At 70.2% G+C, this 23,517-nt stretch carries 23 protein-coding genes; 12 read left to right on the top strand and 11 right to left on the bottom strand.

Annotated elements, in window-relative coordinates; all coding sequences use genetic code 11:
* Positions 1-10: 10 nt before the first annotated feature.
* Positions 11-1,198 carry a sensor histidine kinase gene (locus AUC44_RS02875; protein WP_062157310.1) on the bottom strand — a complete coding sequence of 396 codons (1,188 nt, stop codon included), beginning with the start codon at positions 1,196-1,198 and terminating at the stop codon, positions 11-13.
* 117 nt (positions 1,199-1,315) lie between these two features.
* Between AUC44_RS02875 and AUC44_RS02880 the strand changes: the two genes are divergently transcribed.
* A complete protein-coding gene (locus AUC44_RS02880) occupies positions 1,316-1,750 on the top strand; it encodes a response regulator (protein WP_062157311.1) in 435 nt (144 codons plus the stop codon).
* Between the two features lie 78 nt (positions 1,751-1,828).
* Here AUC44_RS02880 and AUC44_RS02885 read toward each other — a convergent pair whose 3' ends face one another.
* The 3 genes from AUC44_RS02885 to AUC44_RS02895 form a co-directional block, all read right to left on the bottom strand.
* Positions 1,829-2,824, bottom strand: a complete 996-nt coding sequence (locus AUC44_RS02885) for an inorganic phosphate transporter (RefSeq protein WP_062157312.1) — start codon at positions 2,822-2,824, stop codon at positions 1,829-1,831.
* Positions 2,825-2,832: 8 nt separating this feature from the next.
* Positions 2,833-3,471 carry a DUF47 domain-containing protein gene (locus AUC44_RS02890; RefSeq protein ID WP_062157313.1) on the bottom strand — a complete coding sequence of 213 codons (639 nt, stop codon included), beginning with the start codon at positions 3,469-3,471 and terminating at the stop codon, positions 2,833-2,835.
* A 116-nt stretch (positions 3,472-3,587) separates the two neighbouring features.
* Positions 3,588-6,653: an alpha-amylase family glycosyl hydrolase gene (locus AUC44_RS02895; RefSeq protein ID WP_062157314.1), complete on the bottom strand. Its 3,066-nt coding sequence runs from the start codon at positions 6,651-6,653 to the stop codon at positions 3,588-3,590.
* Positions 6,654-6,764: 111 nt separating this feature from the next.
* Between AUC44_RS02895 and AUC44_RS02900 the strand changes: the two genes are divergently transcribed.
* Entirely contained in the window at positions 6,765-7,049 is a 285-nt protein-coding gene (locus tag AUC44_RS02900; protein ID WP_062157315.1) for a DUF427 domain-containing protein, read from the top strand.
* Between the two features lie 22 nt (positions 7,050-7,071).
* Here AUC44_RS02900 and AUC44_RS02905 read toward each other — a convergent pair whose 3' ends face one another.
* Positions 7,072-8,418: a TrkH family potassium uptake protein gene (locus tag AUC44_RS02905; RefSeq protein WP_062157316.1), complete on the bottom strand. Its 1,347-nt coding sequence runs from the start codon at positions 8,416-8,418 to the stop codon at positions 7,072-7,074.
* On the bottom strand, positions 8,415-9,833 hold the full coding sequence (locus tag AUC44_RS02910) for a TrkH family potassium uptake protein (protein WP_062157317.1): 1,419 nt from the start codon (positions 9,831-9,833) through the stop codon (positions 8,415-8,417). Before AUC44_RS02910 ends, AUC44_RS02905 begins: the two co-directional genes overlap by 4 nt.
* A gap of 52 nt (positions 9,834-9,885) precedes the next feature.
* Here AUC44_RS02910 and AUC44_RS02915 point away from each other — a divergent pair, with 52 nt between their 5' ends.
* From AUC44_RS02915 to AUC44_RS02925, 3 genes are all read left to right on the top strand, one after another.
* The gene (locus tag AUC44_RS02915; RefSeq protein ID WP_062157318.1) at positions 9,886-10,959 is read left to right on the top strand and encodes a methyltransferase domain-containing protein; all 1,074 of its coding nucleotides are present in this window, start codon (positions 9,886-9,888) and stop codon (positions 10,957-10,959) included.
* A 167-nt stretch (positions 10,960-11,126) separates the two neighbouring features.
* On the top strand, positions 11,127-12,119 hold the full coding sequence (locus tag AUC44_RS02920; RefSeq protein ID WP_062157319.1) for a Gfo/Idh/MocA family protein: 993 nt from the start codon (positions 11,127-11,129) through the stop codon (positions 12,117-12,119).
* A 39-nt stretch (positions 12,120-12,158) separates the two neighbouring features.
* Positions 12,159-13,094, top strand: coding sequence for a hypothetical protein (locus AUC44_RS02925; protein ID WP_062157320.1), 936 nt, complete (start codon positions 12,159-12,161; stop codon positions 13,092-13,094).
* 38 nt (positions 13,095-13,132) lie between these two features.
* Here AUC44_RS02925 and AUC44_RS02930 read toward each other — a convergent pair whose 3' ends face one another.
* Both AUC44_RS02930 and AUC44_RS16400 read right to left on the bottom strand, forming a co-directional pair.
* Positions 13,133-14,068: a phosphotransferase family protein gene (locus AUC44_RS02930; RefSeq protein WP_062157321.1), complete on the bottom strand. Its 936-nt coding sequence runs from the start codon at positions 14,066-14,068 to the stop codon at positions 13,133-13,135.
* A complete protein-coding gene (locus AUC44_RS16400; protein WP_157445146.1) occupies positions 14,052-14,477 on the bottom strand; it encodes a hypothetical protein in 426 nt (141 codons plus the stop codon). Before AUC44_RS16400 ends, AUC44_RS02930 begins: the two co-directional genes overlap by 17 nt.
* 131 nt (positions 14,478-14,608) lie before the next feature.
* Between AUC44_RS16400 and xpt the strand changes: the two genes are divergently transcribed.
* Positions 14,609-15,190 (top strand): xanthine phosphoribosyltransferase, encoded by a 582-nt coding sequence (xpt, locus tag AUC44_RS02935; RefSeq protein WP_062157322.1) that lies wholly within the window; start codon positions 14,609-14,611, stop codon positions 15,188-15,190.
* A 48-nt stretch (positions 15,191-15,238) separates the two neighbouring features.
* On the top strand, positions 15,239-15,805 hold the full coding sequence (locus AUC44_RS02940) for a peptidylprolyl isomerase (RefSeq protein ID WP_082688925.1): 567 nt from the start codon (positions 15,239-15,241) through the stop codon (positions 15,803-15,805).
* Positions 15,806-15,880: 75 nt separating this feature from the next.
* Here the strand turns inward: AUC44_RS02940 and AUC44_RS02945 are convergent, their stop codons facing one another.
* From AUC44_RS02945 to gnd, 3 genes are all read right to left on the bottom strand, one after another.
* Entirely contained in the window at positions 15,881-17,134 is a 1,254-nt protein-coding gene (locus AUC44_RS02945) for a cation:proton antiporter (RefSeq protein WP_062157324.1), read from the bottom strand.
* Between the two features lie 72 nt (positions 17,135-17,206).
* Positions 17,207-17,506 (bottom strand): DNA-directed RNA polymerase subunit omega, encoded by a 300-nt coding sequence (gene rpoZ / locus AUC44_RS02950; protein WP_062157325.1) that lies wholly within the window; start codon positions 17,504-17,506, stop codon positions 17,207-17,209.
* A 139-nt stretch (positions 17,507-17,645) separates the two neighbouring features.
* Positions 17,646-19,112 carry a decarboxylating NADP(+)-dependent phosphogluconate dehydrogenase gene (gene gnd / locus AUC44_RS02955; RefSeq protein WP_197408571.1) on the bottom strand — a complete coding sequence of 489 codons (1,467 nt, stop codon included), beginning with the start codon at positions 19,110-19,112 and terminating at the stop codon, positions 17,646-17,648.
* Positions 19,113-19,242: 130 nt separating this feature from the next.
* Between gnd and AUC44_RS02960 the strand changes: the two genes are divergently transcribed.
* The 5 genes from AUC44_RS02960 (at position 19,243) to AUC44_RS02980 (ending at position 23,507) form a co-directional block, all read left to right on the top strand.
* Entirely contained in the window at positions 19,243-20,832 is a 1,590-nt protein-coding gene (locus AUC44_RS02960; RefSeq protein WP_082688926.1) for a family 10 glycosylhydrolase, read from the top strand.
* Positions 20,833-20,934: 102 nt separating this feature from the next.
* Entirely contained in the window at positions 20,935-21,411 is a 477-nt protein-coding gene (locus AUC44_RS02965; RefSeq protein ID WP_062157326.1) for a flavin reductase family protein, read from the top strand.
* A 65-nt stretch (positions 21,412-21,476) separates the two neighbouring features.
* The gene (locus AUC44_RS02970; protein ID WP_062157327.1) at positions 21,477-21,749 is read left to right on the top strand and encodes a hypothetical protein; all 273 of its coding nucleotides are present in this window, start codon (positions 21,477-21,479) and stop codon (positions 21,747-21,749) included.
* A 71-nt stretch (positions 21,750-21,820) separates the two neighbouring features.
* Positions 21,821-22,555, top strand: coding sequence for a metallophosphoesterase family protein (locus tag AUC44_RS02975; protein WP_062157328.1), 735 nt, complete (start codon positions 21,821-21,823; stop codon positions 22,553-22,555).
* Between the two features lie 4 nt (positions 22,556-22,559).
* Positions 22,560-23,507 (top strand): DUF5984 family protein, encoded by a 948-nt coding sequence (locus AUC44_RS02980; RefSeq protein WP_062157329.1) that lies wholly within the window; start codon positions 22,560-22,562, stop codon positions 23,505-23,507.
* Positions 23,508-23,517: the final 10 nt, after the last annotated feature.

A 23,517-nucleotide genomic window follows, 5' to 3' on the forward strand; every position in this document is an offset into this window, starting at 1 on the left:
GCCGGGGCGGTCACTCCGGCGCGGCCGCCTCGTCGCCCGGCAGGGCGGGCAGGGTGAAGTGCACCTGCACGCCCTCGGGGCGCGACTCGATCCAGATGTGGCCCCCGTGACGTTCCACCACCCGGCGGCACACCGCCAGCCCGATGCCGTTGCCGCCCGCCGCCGCGCGCGAGTGCAGCCGCTGGAACATCCCGAACACCTGCTCGGCGTGCTTCTGCGGGATGCCGATGCCGTTGTCCGTCACCGTGAACTGCACCCACGCCCCCTGCGCCTGCGCGGACAGATGCACCCGCAGCGGCCTGGGCGAACGGAATTTCAGGGCGTTGCCGAGCAGGTTCGCCAGCAGCTGCCGCACCTGCGGGGCGTTGGCCTGCACCTCCGGCAGGTCGTCACGGGTGACGCGCGCGCCCTCCGGCCAGGGCAGCGCGCGGGCCACCTCGTCCCACACGACGCCCAGATTCATCGGACTCAGGGGCGGCTGCGTCGCCACGTTCGACAGGGTCAGGATGTCCCGCACGAGCTGCCGCGCGCGGAACGCCTGCTCCGTGATGCGCTGCAGGTACGTGTCGGCCCGCTCGTCGAGCACCTTGCCGGTATACCGGTGGCGCAGGATGTCCGCGTACGCCCCCAGGGTCCGCAGCGGCTCCTGCAGGTCGTGACTCGCCACGTACGCGAACTGGGCCAGCGCCTGATTGCGGTCCTCCAGTTCGGCGTTCTGCCGCTCCAGTTTCGCCTGACTGGCGGCCAGCGCCTGCGTGCGTTCCTGAATGCGGCTCTCCAGCTGGGCATTCAGGCGCGCGGCCTCCAGCTCGGCCAGTTTGCGCCGCGTGATGTTCTCGTGCGCCACCAGCGCGAACCGCGCGCCGTCCTGCTCGAAGGCCGTGACGCGCGCCACGAAGAAGCGCTGCTCGGTGGGCGAGTGGCACGGGTATTCCAGCTCGAACAGGGTCTCCTGGCCGGCCAGCACCGCGCGGATGCCCACCGCGATCTGCTGGGCGTCACGCCGGTCGGCACCCAGGGCCGCCTCGCACACCGACAGGTAGTTCACTCCCACGTCGTCATCGCCGCCGTTTTCGCGCGCGAAGGTCCGCCACGCCTCGTTCACGGCCAGGATCACGCCCCGGTCGTCGAGGATGGCGATGATGGCCGACAGCGCGTCGAACGCTGCACCCGCAAACCGCTGCGGCACCGTCTTCACACCCGGCCCGCGACCGTGGGGCGGGCGCGGCGGCCGGCGCAGGCAGTCATGACGTCACCCTAGCATCTTCCCGGGAAGCGCATATCCTCCGGGCGTCCCATGCGCTAAGGTGAGGCGATGTCCAGACCCTTTACCGTCCTACTGGTCGAGGACGAGCTCGCCGACGCCGAACTGTTTCAGGATCTGCTGGCCGAGGTGGCCGCCGATATTCGCGTGGAGCACGTCGAGAACGGACAGGCCGCCCTGGAACTCCTGCAGCGGCCCCACGCGCCGCGCCCCGATCTGATCGTGCTCGACCTGAACATGCCGGTCATGAACGGCCACGATTTCCTGGTGCAGGCCAAGACCGTGCCGGACCTGCGGGCCATTCCCGTGATGGTGCTGTCCACCAGCGACCACCCGGACGACATTCACCGCGCCTACGACGGCTACGCCAGCGGGTACGTGGTCAAGCCCGGCAGCTACCGGGAGTACACCCAGGTGCTCGACACCGTGCAGGCCTACTGGCGCGGCCTGGTGCGCCTGCCACGCCTGGAAGACCTGGCCCGCTGACCGGGAAGGGCACAAGGGCGGGAGGGGCACCTGACTGCGGGCGCCCCTCCTGTTCGTTGCTTTCTGTGCGTGGACGGCTCAGATGAAGGCCAGGATCGCCTTGTGCACCAGCCAGCCCAGCGCGATGCACACCGGGATGGTGTAGATCCACGCCTGCACGATCCGCCCGGCCACCTGCCACTTGACCTTCTTGAAGCCCTTGGTGGTGCCCACGCCCATGATCGCGGTGCTGATGGTGTGCGTGGTGCTGACCGGGATGCCCAGGCGGCTCGCGCCGTCGATGATCAGGGCCGCGCCGGTCTCGGCGATGAAGCCGTCCACGGGCTTGAGATCCACGACCTTGAAGCCCATGGTCTTGATGATGCGCCAGCCGCCCACGGCGGTGCCCGCACCCATGGCGGCGGCTGCGGACAGGATGACCCACAGGGGCACCGTCTCGATCTTGGTGCCGGTGTACGCGGCCAGCGCGAAGGTGATGATCCCCATGGTCTTCTGCGCGTCGTTGCCGCCGTGACTGAAGGCCATGAACGCGGCGCTGAAGATCTGCAGCGTGCGGAACGTGCGGGTCACCACGCGCGGTTTCATCCAGCGCAGCACCAGCCAGGAGATCAGGAAGAACAGGATGATCGGCACGATGAACCCCAGCGCCGGGCTGGTGATCAGACCGGTCAGGGTCTTCTGGACGCCCTTGGGGATGATGATGCCCCAGCCGCCCGCCGCGACGCCCGCGCCCACCATGCTGAACACCAGAGCGTGGCTGGAGCTGCTCGGCAGGCCCTTCCACCACGTGAAGAGGTTCCAGACGATCGCGCTGACCAGCGTGGCGCCCACGAGGTGCAGCGTGGCGTAGTCCTGCGGGATGATGTCCTTGCTGATGGTCTTGGCGACCGCCGTGCCGGCCAGCGCGCCCACCACGTTCAGCACGGCTGCCATGGCGATGGCCTGCGCGGGCGTGAGCACCTTGGTGGCGACCGACGTGGCGATGGCGTTGGCGGTGTCGTGGAAGCCGTTGATGAAGTCGAAGATCAGCGCCAGCGCCACGATGACGATCAGGCTGAGAAGAGCAGTATCCACACCAGTCCTCAGGCGTTCTTCAGGAGGATGCTTTCGACGGTCTTCGCGACGCGCTGCGCCTGATCGCTCGCGTTCTCGATGAGATTCACGATCTCCCCGCCGCGCATGGCGCGGATCATGCCCTGCACGTCGTTCACGCCGTGGTACAGGGTGCGCTGCACCTCGTCGCTGATCGTGTCGCCCTGATCCTCCAGCGCGCGGATCTCCTTGGCGATGCGGGTCAGCTCACCGATCTTGTTGTTCTGCTCGATCATGGGCATGCCCTGCGCGAGCAGCGCGCACTGCTGCTCGACCACGCGCGCCAGGCGCGCCATGGCGGGCAGCGGGGCCTCCACGCCGTACAGGCTGAGCTTGCGCGCCGCGTCCTCCATGTCGTCGACCAGATCGTCGAGTTCGTCGTTCAGGGCAATAATGTCCTCACGGTCGAAGGGCACGATGAACGACTCGGCCAGCAGGGTGGTCACCTCGGCACTCAGGCGGTCGCCCTCGTGCTCCAGGTCACGTACGCGCTGGACTTTGGCGTCGACGTCGGTGTAGTTCTCCAGCAGATCCACCAGGGCCTGCGCGGTCGCGTGCGCGTTCCGCGCGGCGGCGGCGAACTTCTCACTGAACTTGGGGTTGCTGGGCATGAATTTAGACAGAACCATGACAATCCTCCCGATTCTCCACCCGAATGTCATGGGAATGTCAGCCCGGGCGGTCAAGGTGAGGCGGGAGGGCCACACTGGTCGCCTCCCGCCGTTGAAGGGTCAGTCTACAGGGTTCAGGGCAGCTTGAGGGGCTCCGTGAACGTCGCGCGGCAGGAGGCGAAGCAGTCGGTGATGGTGTTCGCGCCCGCCGGGGTGCTCTTGGCGTCCGGGATGATGTCGCCCGCGCCGTAGCCGTCCCCGCCGAAGATGCCGCCCATCAGGCCGAGCCCGGCGGCGGGTTTGCCGCTCAGGCCCAGCGCCGTCCAGGGAATCGCGAGTTCCACGGTCTGATCGGGGGCCGCGCCGCTGCTGGCCTGCAGGTAGTCCGCAGCGTTCACCTCGGGCGTGGCCGTGTCGCTCTGCACGAGGCGCAGCTGGGCCTTCTCGGTGCCGTAGCGGGCGATGAAGGCGTTCACGCCGTCCACCTGACCGCCGAAGGTCGCGGCGCGCTTCCAGGCCTCGAACTGATCGGCCTGTTTCGCGCCGCCGGGCGCGGTGTCGAGGTACAGGATCGCGCTGTTGCCGTCCACCCGGTAGGTGTACGCGAGGTACAGGTACTGGGCGTCACTGTCGGCCCGCAGGCTCAGCCAGTTGTTGTTCGCGCCGAAGGTCCCCTCGGCGGGGCTCTGCACGCTGACGGCGGGGGCCGTCCAGTCGCTCAGGTCGCCGTCGATGGTGTACTTCGTACGCAGGTCGCGCGCCAGGGTGATGTTGGCGTCCTGCGCGGGCGCCGTGACGTTCAGGGTGCCGTCCACGTACCCGCCCGCGCTGGCTTTCAGGGTCTGCGCCCCGGCGGGCACGCGCAGGGTGTAGGTGCCGTCCGGGAAGGTGATCGCGTAGTTCAGGTCGGGGTTGGCGCTCGTGGCTTCCACCAGTGCCCCGCCCAGGTTCTGCCCGCCGCCCGTGACGCGCCCGGTGATCGTGGCGGCCGGGACGGGCTGCTCGGTGAAGTCGTACGTGCCGCTGTAGGCGTTGCCGTTCGTGCCGACCACGTAGGCGCGGTCGCCCTGGCCCGGGGCCTCGTAGCCGCCGTTCTTCGCGCTGGCGCTGTCGTTGCCGAACTTGAACTTCACCTCGCGGAACAGCGGCAGGTCGATGCTGGTCTTCCACACGCCCGGGGTGTCCTGGGTCATGGGGTACTCGATCTGGCTGCCGGTGTCGAAGCGGCGCAGCTCGATGGGCCCGTTGCCCTGGGTGCGGGCGTCCACGGTGAACGTCACCTTCGCGGTGTTCTTGCTGCTCGGCGTGCCGGTGGCCGTCACGCCTTTGCTCTCGGCCCCGGCGCTGTCCACCGTGACCACGCGGAATGTGGTGTTGACGTCGTTCGTCAGGCCGCGCACCAGGAAGCTGCCCTGCGTGGCGGGAATAGGCGCGAAGTTCACGAGGCGCTCGGTGCCGCCCGCGGGCGTCACGTACACGCGGTACCCGGCGACCTTCGCGTCCGTGCCCGGCGTCCAGTTCAGCTGCGCGGCGCTGTCGCCGGCCTTCACGGTCAGGCCCGCGACCTCGGGCAGCGCCGGGTTCACGGTGCCCGCCGCGCCGGAGCCGCTGGGCGCGGTGACGGCCAGCACGCTGCGGGCGGGCACGCGGCCCACCAGTTTGCCGCCGCTGACGCTCAGGGTCATGGCGCGGCCCGTCACCTCGGTCAGGGTGGTGCCGGAGAAGGTGCCCAGCAGCGGAATCCCGCCGCCACTCAGGCTGCCCAGATCCAGTTCGGTGTCGCCGTTGTTCACGACGAACACCACGGGCTGCCCGGCCACGCCCTGCACGCCGCTGATCACGCGGCGGTAGGCCAGGACGGGCGCGCCGCCGTTCGGGCGCCAGAGTTCCTGCTGCGCGCCGCGCGTCAGCGCGCGGTACCTGGCGCGCGCGGCGGCCAGGGTGCCCAGGCGCTCGTCCAGCGTGCTGCCCGCCAGGCGGGTGAAGTCCATGTCCTCGCGGTTGCCCTGCCCCAGCGGGTAGTCGTAGGGATCACCCTTGCCGGCCTGGGCGTACTCGGTGCCCTGCCAGACGCTGGGCGTGCCGCGCGAGAAGTACATGGTGGACAGCGCCATATCCAGGCGCTCGGCGGCCTGCGCGGCGCTGCCGCCCCGCTCGGTGACCTCGCTGACGAAGCGGCGCACGTCGTGGTTGTCCACGAAGGTCGTCAGGCGGGTGGGGTCGCGGTACACGCCGTCCTGCGCGAACACGTCCGCCATGCGGTCGAGGTTGCCGCCCGCGCTGCTCATCTGGTCCTTGAAGGCGTAGTACAGCGCGAAGTCGAACACGCTGGGCGCGCCGAGCTCGTTCATGAAGCGCGCGAGGTACGCGGGGTTGCCGTCGAACACCTCACCGACCGACCAGATCTTGTTCGCGTCGCCCGCGCCGCCCGCCTTGAAGAACTGCGTCCAGTAGGCGTCGGGCACGTGCTTCATGGTGTCGATGCGCAGCCCGTCGATGCCGGTCGCGCCGCGCCAGTACGTCACGAAGTCGTTCAGGTAAGCGGTGACGGCCGGGAGTTCCTGCTTGAAGTCCGGCAGGCCCGCCAGATCGCAGTCGGTGGTCTTGTTCTCGGCGGCCTTGCAGTCTTCAGGCGTGTGGAACCAGTCGGGGTTCGTCTTCGTGAGGGTCGCGCCGTACCCGGCGTGGTTGACCACGATGTCCTGAATGACCTTGATCCCGTTCCTGTGCGCCGTGTCGATCAGCGCCTTGTACTCGTCGAGGGTCCCGAAGTGCGGATCGACCTTCTTGAAGTCCTCGGCCCAGTACCCGTGGTAGCCGGCGAACGGCTTGCCCTGGCTGGGGCCGCTGCCGGTGTTGATCGCCGGGACCTGCAGCACGACCGGGCTGACCCAGATGGCCGTGAAGCCCATCTTCTTGAAGTAGCCCTCGTCGATCTTGGCCTTCAGGCCTGCGAAGTCGCCGCCGTGCCACGCCAGCGGGTTGGTGCGGTCGGCACGGTCTCCGGCGTCGCGGCCCGGGCCGTTGTCGTTGGCGGGGTTGCCGTTGGCGAAGCGGTCGGTCATCGCGAAGTAGATGACCTCGTCCTGCCAGGCGCGCGGCGCGCTGGGAGTGGGAGCTTTGAACAGGCTACAGGCCGACAGGGACAGCGTGAGGGCCGCCAGGGCGCCCGCGCGCCCGACCATATGGAAGCGTTTCATGTTAGGTCTCTATTCAAATGTGAAGCGCTTCCGAAAGTCAATCTTCACCATTTGCTCATGCGGCAAGCCCGCTGACAGTCGCGCCTACGCCCCGCCCGTAGCGTGAGGCGCATGAAAGCCACCTGGAACGGCGTGACCATCGCCCAGTCCGACGACACCGTCGTCGTCGAGGGCAACCACTACTTCCCCGCAGACAGCGTGAACCCCGAGTACCTGCGCCCCAGCACCACCTACACCACCTGCCCCTGGAAGGGCGAGGCCAGCTACCACAGCCTCCACGTGAACGGGCAGGAGAACCCGGACGCCGCGTGGTACTACCCCACGCCCAAGGACGCCGCGCGGCAGATCGCGGGCCGCGTCGCCTTCTGGAAGGGCGTGCAGGTCACCCAGGACTGACCGGTCGCCCCCGAGGACCGGATCAGCCCACCAGGATGTCGCGCTCCGGCGGGTACTTGATCACCCCGCGGGACGTCTCGCGCAGGTTCAGCGCCAGCGCGAACGTCACGGGTCCGATCCGGCCCAGGTACATCAGCGCGCACAGGACGATCAGGCCCGCGTCGTTCAGGCGGTGCGTCACGTCCAGGCTCAGGCCCACCGTCGCGGCGGCGCTCACCGTCTCGAACAGCAGCGGCGTGAACCCCAGCGTGGGGTTCGTGACCAGCATCAGGAAGAAACCCGTGAACACCAGCAGCGTGTAGATGGTCGTGATCGTCCCGGCGCGCACCACGTTCTCGGGCACGATCTGCCGCCCGAACGCGATCAGTTCCGTGCGGCCCCGGATCAGGTTCCAGGCGCTGACCAGCAGGATCGCGAAGGTGCTCGTCTTGATCCCGCCGCCCGTGGAACCGCTGTTCGCGCCGATGAACATCAGCGCGATCATCATAAAGACGCTGCCCGGCGCCAGGGCCGTCATGTCCACCGTGGCGAAGCCCCCCGAGCGCGGCGTCACGCTCTGGAACACGGCGGCCAGCAGCTTGCCGCCCGTGCCCAGCCCCTTCAGGGCCCCGCTCCACTCCAGCGCGAGCAGCACGGCGGCGCCCAGCACCAGCAGCGCCCCGGTCGTCACCAGGGTCAGGCGGCTGTAGACCATCAGGCGGTTGCGGCGCGGATTGGCCAGATGAGTCAGGACGTTCAGCTGCACCAGGAAGCCCAGCCCACCCAGCACGATCAGCAGCGCGATCACCCCACTGACCAGGGGGTCCTGCACGTAGGGCGCCATCCCACCGGGCAGCACCACGAAGCCCGCGTTGTTGTACGCGCTGACCGCGTGGAAGGCCGCCTGGTACAGGCCCTCGCCCAGCCCGAACTGCGGCACGAAGCGCGCCGAGAGCAGCAGCGTGCCCACGCCCTGCGCCGCGAAGGTGTACAGGAAGATGATCCGCACCAGCCCCAGCACGCCGCCCACGTCCAGGGCGTTCACCTGCTGCGCCAGCTGCTGCCGCTCGCTGAAGTTCACGCGCCGGCCGGTCAGCAGCGCGAACAGCGTCCCGAACGTGATGATCCCCAGGCCCCCCACCTGCGCCAGCAGCAGGATGACGACCTGCCCCAGCCGGGTGAACGTCTCGCCGGTATCGGCCACGACCAGCCCCGTGATGCAGGTGGCGCTCGTCGCGGTGAACAGCAGCTCCACGCTGCTCAGGGTGACGCCCGGGCGGGTCATGCCCGGCAGGTGCAGCGCCGCCGCGCCCACCGCGACGCCCAGCAGGTACACCAGCGCGATCAGCTGCGGGGGATTCAGGCGTCGCCGCCGCAGTCGCCGGCTCATCCGATCAGGATGTCCTTGTCCGCCGGGTAGCGGATCAGCGCGCGGCTGTCCGGGCGGTTGAACGCCACCGCGAACGTCAGCGGCCCGATGCGGCCCAGGAACATCAGCAGGATCAGGACGACGTGCTGATCGGGGTTCAGCAGCGTCGTGGTGTTCATGCTCAGGCCCACCGTGCCGAAGGCGCTGACCGCCTCGAAGAAGAGGCTCACGAACAGCACGTCCCCGCGCGTGTTGAACACCAGCAGCAGCAGGAACATCACGTTCACCAGCCCGATGCTCAGCAGGCCCACCGTCATGGCCCGCAGGACCGTGTCCGTGTCGATCCGCCGCCGGAACAGCGTCGTGTCGCGCCGCCCGCGCACCATGCTCCAGGCCGACGCCATCATCACGTAGAAGGTGCTCGTCTTGATGCCGCCGCCCGTCCCGCCGGGGTTCGCGCCGATGAACATCAGGATGATCGACACGAACAGCGTCGAGAGGTGCATCGCGCCGTAATCGAGCGTGTTGAAACCCGCCGTGCGCAGCGTGACGCTCTGGAAGAAACTCGCCAGCAGCTTGTCCCCGAATCCCAGCGGCGCCAGGGTCCTGGGGTTACTCCACTCGAACACGAGGTACACCAGCGTCCCGATGACGAGCAGCGCCGCCATCATGGTCAGCACCAGCTTGCTGTGCACCATCAGGCGGTTGCGGCGCGGGTTCAGCAGATGCGCGACCACGTTCAGCTGCACCAGGAAGCCCGTGCCGCCCAGGATGATCAGCAGCGCGATCACCAGGCTCACCAGCGGGTCGCCCACGAAGCCCATCAGGTTGTCGCTGTACAGCGCGAAACCCGCGTTGTTGAACGCACTCACCGAGTGGAACAGCGCGTAGAACAGCCCCCGGCCCCAGCCCTCCAGCGGCACGAACCGGAACGCCAGCAGCGCCGCGCCGACCAGTTCGATCACGAAGGTGTACAGGAAGATGCTGCGGATCAGGCCCAGCACGCCCCCGGCGTTCAGCGCGCCCACCTGCTGCGCCACCCGCAGGCGCTCGGTGAAGTTCACGCGGCGGCGCGACAGCAGCGCAAACGACGTCCCGAACGTGATGATCCCCAGGCCGCCCAGCTGGATGAGCAGCATGATCACCAGCTGCCCCGCCCGGTTGAAGTCCCGGCTGGGGTCGATGACGTTCAGGCCCGTCACGCACAGCGCGCTCGTGGACGTGAACAGCGCCTGCAGGAAGTTCACGCTGCGGCGCGTGCCGTCCTCGTTCACGCCGTGCAGGCCCGGCAGGGTCAGGATCAGCCCGCCCAGCAGGATCGCCAGCGCGAACGACAGCGCGATCAGCTGCGGCGGACTCAGGCGCGCCAGGAGGGACTTGCGGCGACCGGCGCGGCCCGGTTCCGGCGCGGGGGGGGAAGGGGGGACGCGGGTCATAGGTGCGGCCCGGATTCTACGCCCCGCCGCGCAGCCCGTATACTGATCTGCTATGCCGCGCCCCGCCCGCTCCGACCGAAATGCGCCCAAGGGCCGCCCCCGCCCCAAAGTGGATCACCGCACCCGCCAGCCTGCCCGCGAGTACGAACTGGACGTCCTGGCCGGACTGGAGGACGTCGCCGCGACCGAACTGGCCGGCGTGCCCCTGGCCCGCGACGTGCGCGGCCTGCGCTTCTGGTTCCCGGGCAGCCCCGAACGCCTGACCCGCATGCGCAGCGTCGTCGCCGTGTACCGCATCCGCACCTGGGACGTGCCCCGCCCGCGCGGCCTGCTGGGCAATCAGCAGCTCTCGGAACTCACCGAGTACCTGCGCGAGGTCGTTGAGGTCGGCGGGCACCGCTCCTTCCGCTTCGGGGCCGCCGGGAAGGACAGCCCGGTCATGCAGCGCCTCGCGGAGGAACTCCAGCAGTCGCTGGAGCTCCCGCACGACCCCGAAGCGGGTGAACTCCTGATCCGCCTGCGTCCCAGCGGCGACGGGCAGGGCTGGGACGTCCTGGCGCGCATCACGCCCAGACCGCTCAGCACCCGCCCGTGGCGCGTGTGCAACATGGCGGGCGGCCTGAACGCCACCATCGCCTACGCCGCGCACAAACTCGCCGGGCAGCGCGACGCCGACCGCATCTTCAACCCCATGAGCGGCAGCGGCACCCTGCTGATCGAACGGGACCTGATGGGCCCCAGCGCCGCGCTCGTCGGCGTGGACATCAATCCCGAGGCCGTGCGGTGCGCGCAGGAGAACATCCGCGCCGCCAAGCGCCAGATCGAGGTCGCGCAGCGCGACGCCCTGCACACCGGCCTCCCCGCGCGGTCCTTCGATCTGGTCATGGCCGACCTCCCCTGGGGCGACGCGATCAGCACCCACGGCGCGAACGAGACCCTGTACCCCGCCTTCCTGACCGAGATGCACCGCCTGACCAGCCAGCGCGGGCGGCTGTGCGTGATCACCCACGAGATCCGCCTCTTCGAGCGGGTGTTGCAGGACCAGCAGAAATGGCACGCGCACGAACTCTTCCAGGTTGCCAGCGGCGGCCACCACCCCAAGGCGTACCTGCTCAGCAAGAGGTGACTGAGCAGTAGGGAGGTGACTGGGCAGTAGGGAGTGGGTTGTGGAGAGACCTTGACTGGGGCGGGCTCGCCGCGCACCCGCTGTTGACCATCCGCCATCCGCCATCCGCCATCCGCCATCCGCCATCCGCCATCCGCCATCCGCCATCCGCCTGTTACGCTGCTCGCATGACCGACCGACCGTTCCGCTGGGGGCTGCTGGGTGCCGCCCGCATTGCCCGCGCCCTCATTCCCGCGATCCGCGAGGCGGGCGGCGAGGTCGCAGGCTTCGGCGCGCGTGACCCGCACTCGGCGCGGGTACAGGCCTTCGCCGAGCAGTGGGACGTGCCGGTGCTCGGCACCTACGAGGACGTCGTCGCGGCCGACGTGGACGCCGTGTACAACCCCCTGCCGAACGACGCGCACCTGCCCTGGAGCGTGGCGGCCATGCGCGCGGGCAAGCACGCCCTGACCGAGAAGCCCGTCGCGCTGAACGCCGCGCAGGCGCAGGCCATCGCGGACGCCGCGCGCGAGACCGGGCAGCTGCACCTCGAGGCCTTCGCGTACCGCTTCCAGCCGCACGTGGACCGCGTGCGCGAGATCGCCGCGCAGGACCTCGGGGAGATCCGCGCGGTGCGGGGCATGTTCGGGTTCCACATGACCAACCCCGACGACTTCCGCTGGAATGCCGACCAGGGCGGCGGGGCGCTGCTGGACGTCGGCACGTACCCCGTGAACCTCATCCGGCTGCTGCTGGGCGAACCCGCCGCCGTGACCGCCCAGGCCCGCTGGACGCCCGGCGGGGTGGACCTGGGCCTGAGCGGCACCCTGGAGTATCCGCAGGCGCTGGCCAGCGTGGACTGCGCCGTGGACTGGCTGCACGAACGCAGCGCCCAGCGCCTGACCGTGGTCGGTACGCGCGGCGTGCTGGACGTGGACGGCGTGTTTCACAGCAACACGCAGCAGCCCACCATCCTGCGCGTGGAGGTCGAGGGGCAGGCCCGCACCGAGCAGGTCGGGCCCGGCAACGGCTACGCCCGGATGGTCGCGCACTTCCAGCGCGCCGCGCGCGGTCAGGAGGCGCTGCGCTTCACCCCGGACGACGCGGTCGCGCAGGCCCGCGTGCTCGACGCGCTGCTGCAGGCCGCCCGCACCGGGCAGCGCGTGCCCCTGACCCCCTGACGGGGGAGGGTGGGGCCGCCGGCCCGTAGAATGCCGCTCATGACCGACATCCTCCAGGGCTGGCAGCCCGCGCCCGCCGGGCACAAGCACGTCGTGAGCGTCAGCCTGGGCAGCAGCGCCCGCAACGCCCGCGAAAGCGTGACCGTGCTCGGCCAGCCGTTCATCATCGAACGCCTCGGCACCGACGGCGACCCGAAGAAGATGGCGGCGCTGTTCCAGGCGCTCGACGGCCGGGTGGACGCGTTCGGGCTGGGCGGCGCGGACCTGTACGTCATCGCGGACGACAGGCGCTACACCTTCCGCAACGTCCGCGCCCTGGTGAAGCACGCTGTCAAGACGCCCGTCCTGGACGGCTCGGGCCTGAAGAACACCCTGGAACGCGACGCCATCGCGCAGCTTGACCCCATCCTGAACTGGCGCACCCAGAAGGTCCTGATGGTCTCCGCCGTGGACCGCTTCGGCATGGCCGAGGCGTTGGCGCAGCACCACGCCGACATCGTCTTCGGGGACATCGTGTTCGGCCTGAACCTCGACCGGCCCCTGCGCAGCATCACGGCCCTGCGCCGCGTCGCCAAGCTCGTGCTGCCGGTCATCACGCAGCTCCCGCAGGACTGGTTCTACCCCACGGGCGCCAAACAGGAGAGCAGCGTGCAGGGCAGCGGCACCAAGTACTACGCCTGGGCGGACGTGATCGCCGGGGACACCCACTACGCCAAACGCTACGCCCCGCAGGACCTGACCGGCAAGACGATCCTCACGCAGACCATCACCGCCGCCGACCGCGACTGGATGAAGGCGCGCGGCGTCAGGCGCCTGATCACCACCACACCCCGCATGGGCAGCCGCAACTTCGCCACGAACGTCCTGGAAGCCATGTTCGTCGCCCTGAGCGGCAAACGCGAGGCCCTGACCGGCCCCGAGTACCTGGAATACATCCGGCAGGTGGGCTTCAGGCCCGAGGTCAACGAGCTGTAATAGGGACTCGGAGAGCTGCGGAACAAGGGACGCGGGGCTCAGCGCCCCAGCACCTCCAGCCACTGCGGGACGCGCGGGCTGACCCGCAGCAGCTGCATGAGGGCGGTGGCGGGGCGGGTGTACCACAGGTCGCCGTTCTCGTGCGCCTCCGGCTGCCGGGTGAGGTAGCGGGCAGCGTTGTCCAGCGTGTACGCCAGGACCCGCAGGGTCAGCGCGTCGTCGGGACGCCCGGTGGCCTCGTGGTACCCGGCGAGCAGGTCCGGCACGGCGAGCGGCCCGGAGTAGCTGAGGTCCAGGGCCGGGTCGCCCCACCCGGCGTCGCCCCAGTCGATCAGGGCGGTGACCGCGCCGTCATCGGTGACCATCAGGTTCCCGGCGTGCAGGTCGTTGTGCAGGAACGCGGGGCGTGCGGGCAGCGGGTTCTCGCTCAGGAGGCGGGCGGTCAGGCCGGTCGCCCAGTCGGCCTCGGCGGTGCCCAGCCGCTCTCCGGTCAGGACGCGCGTGCGGGTGCGGGCCGGGTCGGGCGGCGTGATTGATTCCAGATATCCGTGCGGGTCGGGCGCGCCTTCCACACCCGCGTGCAGGGCGGCCAGCGCGCGGCCCGCCTCCCGCCACGCGCGGGACAGGCGCGGGTCGCCGTGCGCCCAGCCCAGGCCGTCCAGGCTGCGGCCCGGCGCGAAGGCGTACACGCTGACCGGCGCGTCCAGCACTGCGCGCGAATCGTCGAAGACCAGCAACTCCGGCGTCGGAATGCCCGCCCGCACGGCTGCGGGCACGGCGACACTCTCGGTCAGGGCGTCCGCGTCGTCGCCGGGCAGGGGCGCGCGCAGCACCACGTCCCGCCCAGCGCGGCGGGCGCGGTACACGCGGTTCACGATGCCCACGCTGGGCAGGCGCGTCAGCGACCCCTCCAGCGCAAACTGCCGCGCGAAGGCCGACAGCTCGGCGGGGGTCAGGTCAGGGAGAGGGGGCACGCCCGCAGTCTGCCGCACCAGCTGCGTCGCCCGGAGGAACCGAGCTGTGACCCAGCGTGCCCGCCTGTGGCAGACAGGCAGATGTCCGGCGTTCCAGGTCAGACAAGCTGCTGGTGAAGTAGGTCACCCGGTACCCCGTGGTGTCGGGATTTCTGGCATCCACCCAGTAACTGCATTCCGCCCAGCCCTGTCTGGTGTGGTTCGCCTGACTGAACACGGAGTACCGGAAATTCGGGAAGCGCGACAGGGCCAGCCAGTTCCTTGAACCGGAGCGTTCCAGGCGGTACTGGCCAGACGCGATGATCCTGGGATACTGCTTGCCGATGGCCTGATCACAGGCCTGAATAGCGGCGGCCATCGTCGGAGGCGGAGGTCTCAGCAGGTTGCTGATGCCCAACAGGATCGCCACGCAGCACAGACTCCAGGCGAAACGCCGTCCGAAGTGGAGTCTATCGATCATGTCGGTACCTGTGGCGGCATGATCTGCAGGCTAGCGTGCCTGGGGCGCGTTGCTGCACTCCAGTGGGTACACTCCGGGGCATGCAGGCACTCGTGGACGCCATTCGGCAGCAGGGGGAGATTCTCCCCGGCGGCATTCTCAAGGTGGATGGACTCGTCAACCACCAGCTCCTCCCGCACCTGACGCGCGAGATGGGGGAGACCTTCGCGCGGCATTTCGCGCCGCTGAACCCCAACAAGATCGTGACCATCGAGGTCAGCGGCATCGCGCCCGCCATCGCTACCGCCATGGTGCTGGGCGTGCCCATGGTGTACGCCCGCAAGAAGAAACCCGTGACCATGAAGGAACCCGCGTTCACCGCGCAGTCCGTCAGCCGCACCAAGGGCGGCGTGGTGGACCTGTACGTCAGCAGCGAGTTCCTCGGCGCAGACGACCGCGTGGTCGTGATCGACGACTTCCTCGCGTCGGGCGGCACGCTGCGCGCCCTGGCGGGCATGATCGGCGTCAGCGGCGCGCAGCTGCTCGGGATCGGCTGCGTGGTGGAAAAGCAGTTCGAATCGGGCCGCGAGAAACTCGCCGACCTGAACGTCCCCATCCACACCCTGGCGAACATCGTCCGCATGAGCGAGGCCGCCGGGATCGAGGTCGAAGCCGGACGGTGAAGGTGGCCGCAGGGGACGCCGTGGGGGGCGGGCGGTACAATGCCCCCCATGAGTGACCACTACCAGCAGGATGGCTTCACCGTCACCCCCGAACTGAGCGCCGAGCGCCAGACCCGCTTCAACGCGGCCCCCGAACTCGGGGACGGCATCGAACCCGGCAAGAACTACCGCGCCGTGCTGGAAACCAGCAAGGGCCGCATCGTCGTCGAACTGTTCGCGGACGACGCGCCCGTCACCGTGAACAGCTTCGCGTACCTGCTGCGCCACCACTACTACGACGGCATCAAGTTCCACCGCGTCATCGACGGCTTCATGGCGCAGGCCGGTGACCCCACCGGCACCGGCGCGGGCGGCCCCGGCTACGACTTCGAGGACGAGCCCAACGACCACCGCCACCGCGGCAAGGGCATCCTGAGCATGGCCAACCGCGGCCCGAACACCAACGGCAGCCAGTTCTTCATCACCTTCGTGGACACCCCCCACCTCGACGGCCGCCACACCGTGTTCGGCAAGGTCGTCGAGGGGCTGGACGTGCTCGACCGCCTCACCCGCATCGAGCCCGGCCGCCTGGGCACCGCCGACGTGATCGAAACCGCGTACCTCGTCGAGAAGTAAACAAGTAGAAGGTCAACAGTTGATGGTTGATGGATCGGGGCCATCCCCAGTCCATCAACCATCAACTGTTGACCCTCAACCCTCTTCGGGTGTGGCCTCCACCGCGCGGCGCACGATGGGCATGATCGTCAGGCCCTGCACGGCGATGGTGAACAGCACGACGGCGTACGTGACGGTCACGAGGTGCGTGCGGTACGGGCTGTCCGGCAGGCCCAGCGCGAGGCTGATGGCGATCCCGCCCCGCAGGCCGCCCCAGGTCAGCAGGCGCACCGTGTACGCCCCGTAGCCCTCGCGGGCGCGCACGAGCGCGAACGGCACGGCCACGCTGATCCAGCGGGCGGCAAGTGCCACGCCGATCAGCAGGACGCTCGCCATGATCTGCGCGCCGGTCGTCTCGGTCAGGAGCACGTCCAGGCCGATGAACGCGAACAGCACGATGTTCAGCACCTGATCGGTAGTCTCCCAGAAGCCCTCCACGAGCTCCTGGGTGTCCGGCGTGAACAGCTCGTGCTTCCAGGCCGAGATGATCAGCCCGGCCACGACCATCGCCAGCGGGCCGCTGATGCCCAGCGCTGCCGCCGCCGCGTACCCGCCCACCACCAGCGCCAGGGTCAGCAGGATCTCCACGGCGTGCTCCGTGGCGCCTTTGAGCAGCGCGTACCCCAGGCCGCCCAGCAGCGCCCCGAACGCCAGCCCGCCCAGCGCTTCCCGCGCGAACAGGCCCGCCACGCCCGCCGCGCTGACCTCCCCGCCGTGCCCGCCCAGGCCCGCCGCGCCCGCCAGCGCCAGGAAGATCACCACGCCCACCCCGTCGTTGAACAGGCTCTCCCCGGCGATCAGCGTCTCGATCTTCAGCGGCACCCGCGCGCGCTTCAGGAGGTCCAGCACCGCCACCGGGTCCGTCGGGCTGATCAGCGCGCCGAACAGCAGCGCCCACATCAGCGGCACGTCCAGCCCCACCAGCGCGAACACCCCGTACGCCGCGAAGCCGATCAGCGCGGTGCTGATCAGCGTGCTCAGGAACGCCAGCAGCAGGATGCTGCGCCGCTGCCGCAGCATCTGCCGGGCGTTCAGGCTCAGCGCGCCCGCGAACAGCAGCACGCTGAGAATCCCGTTGAGCACGAACTCGGTGAAATCCAGCGTCTCCAGCACCCCCGCCGCCCACCCCCGCAGGCCCGGCAGGCCCAGCGCGTCCAGCCCGATCAGCAGGATGCTCGCCAGCGCCCCCGCCAGCGTGACTCCCACCGTCGTGGGGAAGTGCAGGAACCGCTCGTTCAGGTACGCCAGCAGCGCGGTCACGCACAGCAGCACAGCAAAAGCACTCAGCATCCCCACACCATACCGCCCGCCCCAGGACACGAAAAAACGCCCCACGGGGGGGCGTGTGCAGGCGGACAGGACTCAGTCCCGTTCGCGTTCGCGCTCGGCGTTGAGCTGAGCCTGAATCTGGGCCTGACGCTGGCGCACGTAATCCTGATGGAAGCGCTGCTCGTCGATCATGTTCGTGCCGACCGTGAGTTTCCCGGTCGCCAGTTCCCGCATCGCCTGCGTGACCAGGTTCCGCGTGCGCACGCGCTGCTCGACCGGCAGCACGCTCGGCGCGCCGCTGCGCAGCTGCAGCGCCCGCTTGGCGGTCACGACGCTCAGTCGGTACTTGCTGTCGGTCAGTGACAGCAGCTTGTCAATATCTCGTTCTGCCATGATGCACAACCTCCCTGGAATCCACCGGGCCCTACTCCGGTATCAGCCCCCCACTCTAGCCCACGCGGCGCCCCCCGGCCAAGCCCCGGCTACACAGTGAGGCGCCCGGCGGGGTGGCGCGGGGGTGGGGCCGGGGGCGTCAGGCGTTGTAGGTCGTGCTGGCCGTGTCCCCGCCGCGCCCGGTCCAGTTCGTGTGGAAGAACTCCCCGCGTGGACGGTCCGTGCGTTCGTAGGTGTGCGCCCCGAAGTAGTCCCGCTGCGCCTGAAGGAGGTTGGCGGGCAGCACCGCCGAGCGGTACCCGTCGAAGTACGCCAGGGCGCTGCTGAAGGCCGGGACCGGTACGCCCCCGCGCACGGCGGCCGCCACGGTCTCCCGCCACGCGGCCTGCGCGCCCCGCACCGCCTCGCAGAAGTACGGGGCGACCAGCAGGTTCGCCAGACCGGGCTGCGCGTCGTACGCCTCCTTGATGCGGTCGAGGAACGCCGCGCGGATGATGCACCCGCCGCGCCACATCTGCGCGATCCGCCCGTAGTCCAGCGTCCACCCGGCGTCCTGCGCGCTCAGGTGCAGCAGCTGGAAGCCCTGCGCGTACGCGGCGATCTTGCTGGCGTACAGCGCCTGCCGGACGCCCTCCACAAAAGCGTCCCGGTCGGCGGGGACCGGGAAGGCCGGGCCGTCCAGCACGGCGCTGGCCGCCACGCGCTCGGCCTTCAGGGCGCTCATGGCGCGGGCGTACACCGCCTCGGTGATCGTCGCGGCGGGACTCCCGGCGTCCAGCGCCGCCACCGACGTCCACTTCCCGGTGCCCTTCTGCCCGGCGGCGTCCAGGATCACGTCCACGAGCGGCTGCCCGGTCACGTCGTCGGTCTTGCGCAGGATGTCGGCCGTGATCTCGATCAGGTAACTGTTCAGTTCGCCCTCGTTCCAGCGGGCGAAGACCTCCCCGGTCTCGGGGGCGCTGAGGCCCGCGGCGCGCAGGAGCTGGTAGCTCTCGGCGATCATCTGCATGTCGGCGTACTCGATGCCGTTGTGCACCATCTTCACGAAGTGCCCCGCGCCGCCTTCGCCGACCCAGTCGCAGCAGGGCGTGCCGTCCGCCACGCGCGCCGCGATCCCCTGGAAGATGGGCCTCACGGCCTCCCAGGCCTGCTCGTTCCCGCCGGGCATGATGCTCGGGCCGGTCAGGGCGCCCTCCTCGCCGCCGGAGACGCCGGTACCGATGAACAGCAGGCCTTTCTCCGCCAGTTCGCGCGTGCGGCGCGTGGAATCCGCCGGGTGGCTGTTCCCCCCGTCGATGATGATGTCGCCCTGGGACAGCAGCGGCGCGAGGTGCGCGATGAACTCGTCCACGGCGGCGCCCGCCTTGACCATCAGCATCACGCGGCGCGGCGGCTTGAGCAGCCCCACGAAGCCCTCCAGGCTGTCGGCCCCGAGGATGCGTTGCCCCTTCGCGCGGCCCTGCGTGAAGGCCGTCACCTTGCTCACCGTGCGGTTGAAGGCCGCGACCGTGAAGCCCCGGCTGGCCATGTTGAGGATCAGGTTCTCGCCCATCACGGCCAGCCCGATCACGCCGATATCTGCCGTTCCCTGCACGTCCGAGGTCATGCCGGAAGTGTACGGCGGACACCAAGGGGTTCATGAGGCCGCTGTCCGCACAGCCCCGCCCCTCCAGGCCCCCGCACCCGGCGCCCGGCTCACCCTTCGCGGAGCGGGGTGCGCTAGCCTCCCGGCACCCATGTCCCGCCCCCCGCTGCGCGCCCTGCTCCTGCCCCTCCTGCTGGGCGTTCCCGTCCCCGCTGCGGCCCAGAGTGCCGGCCAGAACCCCGCCCCTGCCGCCGCCCCAGCCCCTCTGGCCGCCCCGGCCCCCGCACCCGGCGAGGCGGCGCCCCAGCCCGGCGCGGCGCTGCGGGGCCTGTGGATCGACGCCTTCGGCCCCGGCCTGAAGACCCCGGCGCAGGTCAGGCAGACCGTGCAGGACGCCGCGCGCCTCGGCGTGAACACCCTGTTCGTGCAGGCCATCCGCCGCGCCGACTGCCTGTGCCTGAAGGCCAGCGTGCCCGCCATCAGCGACGCCGACCTGGCCCCCGGCTTCGACCCGCTGGAGGCCATCACGGCCCAGGCGCACGCGCGCGGCATGCGGGTCATCGCGTGGCTCAGCGTGACCGGCGTGGCGAACACCACCGTCCCCAACACCAGCCCGGAGCACCTCATGCGCGCCCACGGACCCGACGCGGGCCGCGCGTCCTGGCTGGCCCGCCGCCCCGACGGCAGCTGGCTGGAAGGCCGGGACGCCTGGCTGGACGCCGCCATTCCCGACGCCGCCGAGTACATGACCCAGGCCGCCGTGAGCCTCGTGCGGAACTACCCCGTGGACGGCATCCAGCTCGACCGCATCCGCTACCCGGACGGCGGCGCGTGGGGCTACGACCCCAAGGTGCTCGCCCGCTACCGCGCCGAGAGCGGCCGTCCCGGCACGCCCGCGCCCACGGACCCCGCCTGGCAGGACTGGAAACGCGAGCAGATCACCAACCTCGTGCGGCGCATCGCGCTGGAGGTCAAGGCGGTGCGCCCGGACGCCTGGATCAGCGCCGCCACCATCACCTACAACGACGCGCCCGCCGACCTGAGCGGCTTTCGCAAGACCCGCACGTACACCGACGTGATGCAGGACTGGCCCACCTGGATGCAGACCGGCCTGCTCGACCTGAACGTCCTGATGAACTACAAGCGCGACGCCGCCCCGCCTCAGGGCGCGTGGTTCGACCGCTGGAACGCGTTCGCGCAGCTCGTGCAGACCCGTACCGACGGGCAGCGCGTGGCGCTCGCCTCGGGCACCGCCATGTACCTCAACGCCCCGAAGGTCACCGCCGCGCAGGCCGCCCGCAGCGTCAGAGCGGGCCTGGGCTGGGTCGGGTACTCGTACCGCACCCCCACCGCCGACGTGTACGGCCAGCGGCAGGACACGCCCGCCGGACTGAGCGCCGTGCAGGCCGTCCTGACCGCCCCCGGCGCGGTCCTGAACACCCCGCGCCCCTGGACGGAGACGCCCGTCACCACGCGCGGCCTGCTGGGCCGCGTGACCGGCGCGGAGGTCCCGGGCGGCCGCACCGTGCAGGTCATCCGCGACGACCGCGTGATCGCGCAGGCGCAGACCGACGCGCTGGGCTACTACGGCTTCGCCACCCTGACCCCCGGCCCGGTCGAGGTGCGCGTCAGCGGGCAGCGCTGGCTCGACCGCGTGCCCGAACGCGGCGTGGTGCGCCTGCCGGACCTGCTCGTGCGCTCAGTGCAGATCATCCCCAGCCTGCCGCCCGCCAAACCCTGACGCCCACCAAACCCTGACGCCAGTGCGCCGCAGCCCACTGTCAGGTCCCGATGTCCGGGGCAGACGAACGGCCCGGCCCCCCGCGCCGGGTACACTCCCGGCATGACCGACACCGGCCTCTCCCCGCAGGAATTCCGTCAGACGCTGGGCCGCTTCGCGAGCGGCGTGACCATCATCACCGCCAGGGGTGACCAGAGGCGCGGCATGACCGCCAGCGCCTTCGTGTCCGTCAGCCTCCAGCCGCCCCTGATCCTCGTCAGCGTGGACACGCGCGCCCACATGCACGCCCTGCTGCTCCAGGACGACGTCACGCACTTCGGCGTGAACGTCCTGTCCGCCACGCAGCGCCACCTCAGCGACCACTTCGCGGGCCGCCCCGGCCCCGAGGATCAGGTGCCGTGGTTCGAGCACGAGGGCCTGCCGCTGATCGGCGGCAGCGTCGCGCAGCTCGTGTGCCGCAAGGACCGCGTCATCGAGGCCGGCGACCACACGCTGTTCCTGGGTTTCGTCGAGTACAGCCGCTACACCGACGACGACCCGCTGGTGTACTTCCGCGGCCAGTACCACGAACTGGGGTAACACGAACCGGGGTCAGCGGCCAGGGTGCACACCGACGGCCCGGGCCCGCCGCCCATAATGGCCCCGTGCCCCCCTACGCGCTGCAACTGCTGATCGCGCTCGTGCTCGTCGGCGTCACCCGCCTCGCCGCGTACCCGCTGACCGTGGGGGGCGGCATGGTGGACGCCCTGGACGCCGTGCTGATGATGCTGGCCCTCGTGAACCTGCGCCTCGCCTGGACGGGCGCGAACGCCTCGGGCGGCGGGCGCGCCCCGGCATGGTTCGTGGTCGCGGGCCTCGTCACGGCGGGCCTGATCACCCTGGCGATGGTCGCGGCCCTCACGCCCCGCCCGGCCTGACCCGGAATCCGTCTGAGACGCCTGCCGGATTTGCGCGGGGCCAGCGCCGGGGCTGGGCTAGACTCCGGGGCATGATTCGCCTCGCCATTCTCGCGGACCTGCACGCCAACCTGGCGGCCACCCTCGCGGTCCACGCAGACATTCAGCGGCGCGGCCTGACGGACATCTGGGTGCTGGGCGACCTGGTCGGCAAGGGACCACGCCCGCGTGAAGTGCTGGACTGGACGCAGGCGCACGCCACCCGCGTCATCCAGGGCAACTGGGACGCCCGCGTCGCCGGCGCCACGCACCGCCCGCAGGACCTCTGGCCGCGCAGCAAACTCAGCCCCGAAGGGCTCGCGTACCTCGGCGCCCTCCCGTACGGCATCGAGGAGCAGTTCGGCGGCGCGTGGTGGCGTTTCGTGCACGCCAGCAGCCGCGGGCTCTTTCACCGCCTGTATCCGCACAGCAGCCTGCACGATCAGCTCGAGGCCTTCGCGCCCAACCCGCAGTTCGGCCTGAAAGCCCACGCGGACGCGCTGGTCTACGCCGACATGCACGAGGCGCTGATGCTGGACGTCGAGGGCCGACCCCTGATCAACTGCGGCAGCGTCGGCAACCCGCTGGACTCCACCCTGCCGTGCTACCTGGTGCTGGAATTCGACCCGCACGGCCCGTCGCACAGCGCCACGTACGTCCGCCTGACGTACGACCGCGACGAGGAGATCAGCGCCGCCGAGGCGAGCGGCATGCCCTTTACCCGTGAGTACGTCGCGGAACTCCTGACCGGCGCGTACCAGAAACGCCGCGCCCGCACCGGCGAGTAGTGGCGTGCGGCCCCTGTTCGAGTTCCAGCTTCAGGACCTCGGGGTCGTGCGGGACGGCTGGGAGCAGTCGATCTGGTATCCGGAGTCGCGCGTCGAGACGCTGCTGCATGAGGTGGGTTGGGGAACCTACCACCTGAACACGCCGGGCGGCGTATTCCCCGAAGTGGATGCCGCGTACCGTGCCGCCTTCGTGCAGGGCCAGTGGGAAGCGCGAGGTCGGGCCGCCGCGCTGTCGGCACTTGGAGGACAGCCTCACGACGATCCAGCCGACGATCCGGCGGTGCTGGAAGTCCGCTGGAAACAGTATTTCGAACGCCTCATGTCGCAGCACAGCGTGCGGGACTTCGCCGAGGAGTTGGGCGGCGCGGCGGGCCTGATCCTGAGGCACCTGCCCGCCCCGCTGGAGGACTGGATCGCCTCGGGCTGCTGGGCGCGCTGGATGGCGAACCTGCGGCGGCAGGTCGAGGCGACTGGAGAGGTTCGCCCGGCAGAGCGGCAGGCCAGGAAGCAGCTGATCGAGGAGCTGGACTGGCGGGTCGAACCGGCCCGAGTCGAGATCGGATACGCGCGTGACAACGTGTGCACGACTTTCTACGTGCGCTTCCGGCCCGTGGGGACCGACGTGCTGGTCTCGTGGCATCCCCCGGATGAACCGGACGACGATTCGTGGCGGTACTGGCGGCCACACACCGGACAGCTGATCCTGCCTGCCGACGAGTTCCACGCGCAGGTGCGGGCCTTTCGGGACGCGGTGCGGCTGGAGATGGGGGCGCGCCTGCTGACCCTGGCCGGGCAGGGGGCCGCGACGTTCAGCGAGGCGGCCCTCGGGAAGCACCTGCTGAACCGCGACCTCGGGCCGGTCAAGGTGGCCGCGCCACTGGAACCGGCCGCCGTGCTGGCCCGCGTCCGCTGGATGGAAGCCGCCTTCGGGGTGCGCGTCGAGGACTGCTGACGGGACAGAG

It is taken from the genome of Deinococcus actinosclerus, assembly GCF_001507665.1.
Classification (GTDB): Bacteria; Deinococcota; Deinococci; order Deinococcales; family Deinococcaceae; genus Deinococcus; species Deinococcus actinosclerus.

Excerpts from the sequence above, each read along its gene's own strand:
- AUC44_RS02925 (WP_062157320.1), top strand. The coding sequence starts at position 12,159 with ATGACCGACATCCTCCAGGGCTGGCAGCCCGCGCCCGCCGGGCACAAG.
- AUC44_RS02880 (WP_062157311.1), top strand. The coding sequence starts at position 1,316 with ATGTCCAGACCCTTTACCGTCCTACTGGTCGAGGACGAGCTCGCCGAC.
- AUC44_RS02905 (WP_062157316.1), bottom strand. The coding sequence starts at position 8,418 with ATGAGCCGGCGACTGCGGCGGCGACGCCTGAATCCCCCGCAGCTGATC.
- AUC44_RS02895 (WP_062157314.1), bottom strand. The coding sequence starts at position 6,653 with ATGAAACGCTTCCATATGGTCGGGCGCGCGGGCGCCCTGGCGGCCCTC.
- rpoZ (WP_062157325.1), bottom strand. The coding sequence starts at position 17,506 with ATGGCAGAACGAGATATTGACAAGCTGCTGTCACTGACCGACAGCAAG.
- gnd (WP_197408571.1), bottom strand. The coding sequence starts at position 19,112 with ATGACCTCGGACGTGCAGGGAACGGCAGATATCGGCGTGATCGGGCTG.
- AUC44_RS02965 (WP_062157326.1), top strand. The coding sequence starts at position 20,935 with ATGACCGACACCGGCCTCTCCCCGCAGGAATTCCGTCAGACGCTGGGC.
- AUC44_RS02915 (WP_062157318.1), top strand. The coding sequence starts at position 9,886 with ATGCCGCGCCCCGCCCGCTCCGACCGAAATGCGCCCAAGGGCCGCCCC.
- AUC44_RS02945 (WP_062157324.1), bottom strand. The coding sequence starts at position 17,134 with ATGCTGAGTGCTTTTGCTGTGCTGCTGTGCGTGACCGCGCTGCTGGCG.
- AUC44_RS02900 (WP_062157315.1), top strand. The coding sequence starts at position 6,765 with ATGAAAGCCACCTGGAACGGCGTGACCATCGCCCAGTCCGACGACACC.
- AUC44_RS02920 (WP_062157319.1), top strand. The coding sequence starts at position 11,127 with ATGACCGACCGACCGTTCCGCTGGGGGCTGCTGGGTGCCGCCCGCATT.
- AUC44_RS02940 (WP_082688925.1), top strand. The coding sequence starts at position 15,239 with ATGAGTGACCACTACCAGCAGGATGGCTTCACCGTCACCCCCGAACTG.
- AUC44_RS02975 (WP_062157328.1), top strand. The coding sequence starts at position 21,821 with ATGATTCGCCTCGCCATTCTCGCGGACCTGCACGCCAACCTGGCGGCC.
- xpt (WP_062157322.1), top strand. The coding sequence starts at position 14,609 with ATGCAGGCACTCGTGGACGCCATTCGGCAGCAGGGGGAGATTCTCCCC.
- AUC44_RS02960 (WP_082688926.1), top strand. The coding sequence starts at position 19,243 with ATGTCCCGCCCCCCGCTGCGCGCCCTGCTCCTGCCCCTCCTGCTGGGC.
- AUC44_RS02910 (WP_062157317.1), bottom strand. The coding sequence starts at position 9,833 with ATGACCCGCGTCCCCCCTTCCCCCCCCGCGCCGGAACCGGGCCGCGCC.
- AUC44_RS02890 (WP_062157313.1), bottom strand. The coding sequence starts at position 3,471 with ATGGTTCTGTCTAAATTCATGCCCAGCAACCCCAAGTTCAGTGAGAAG.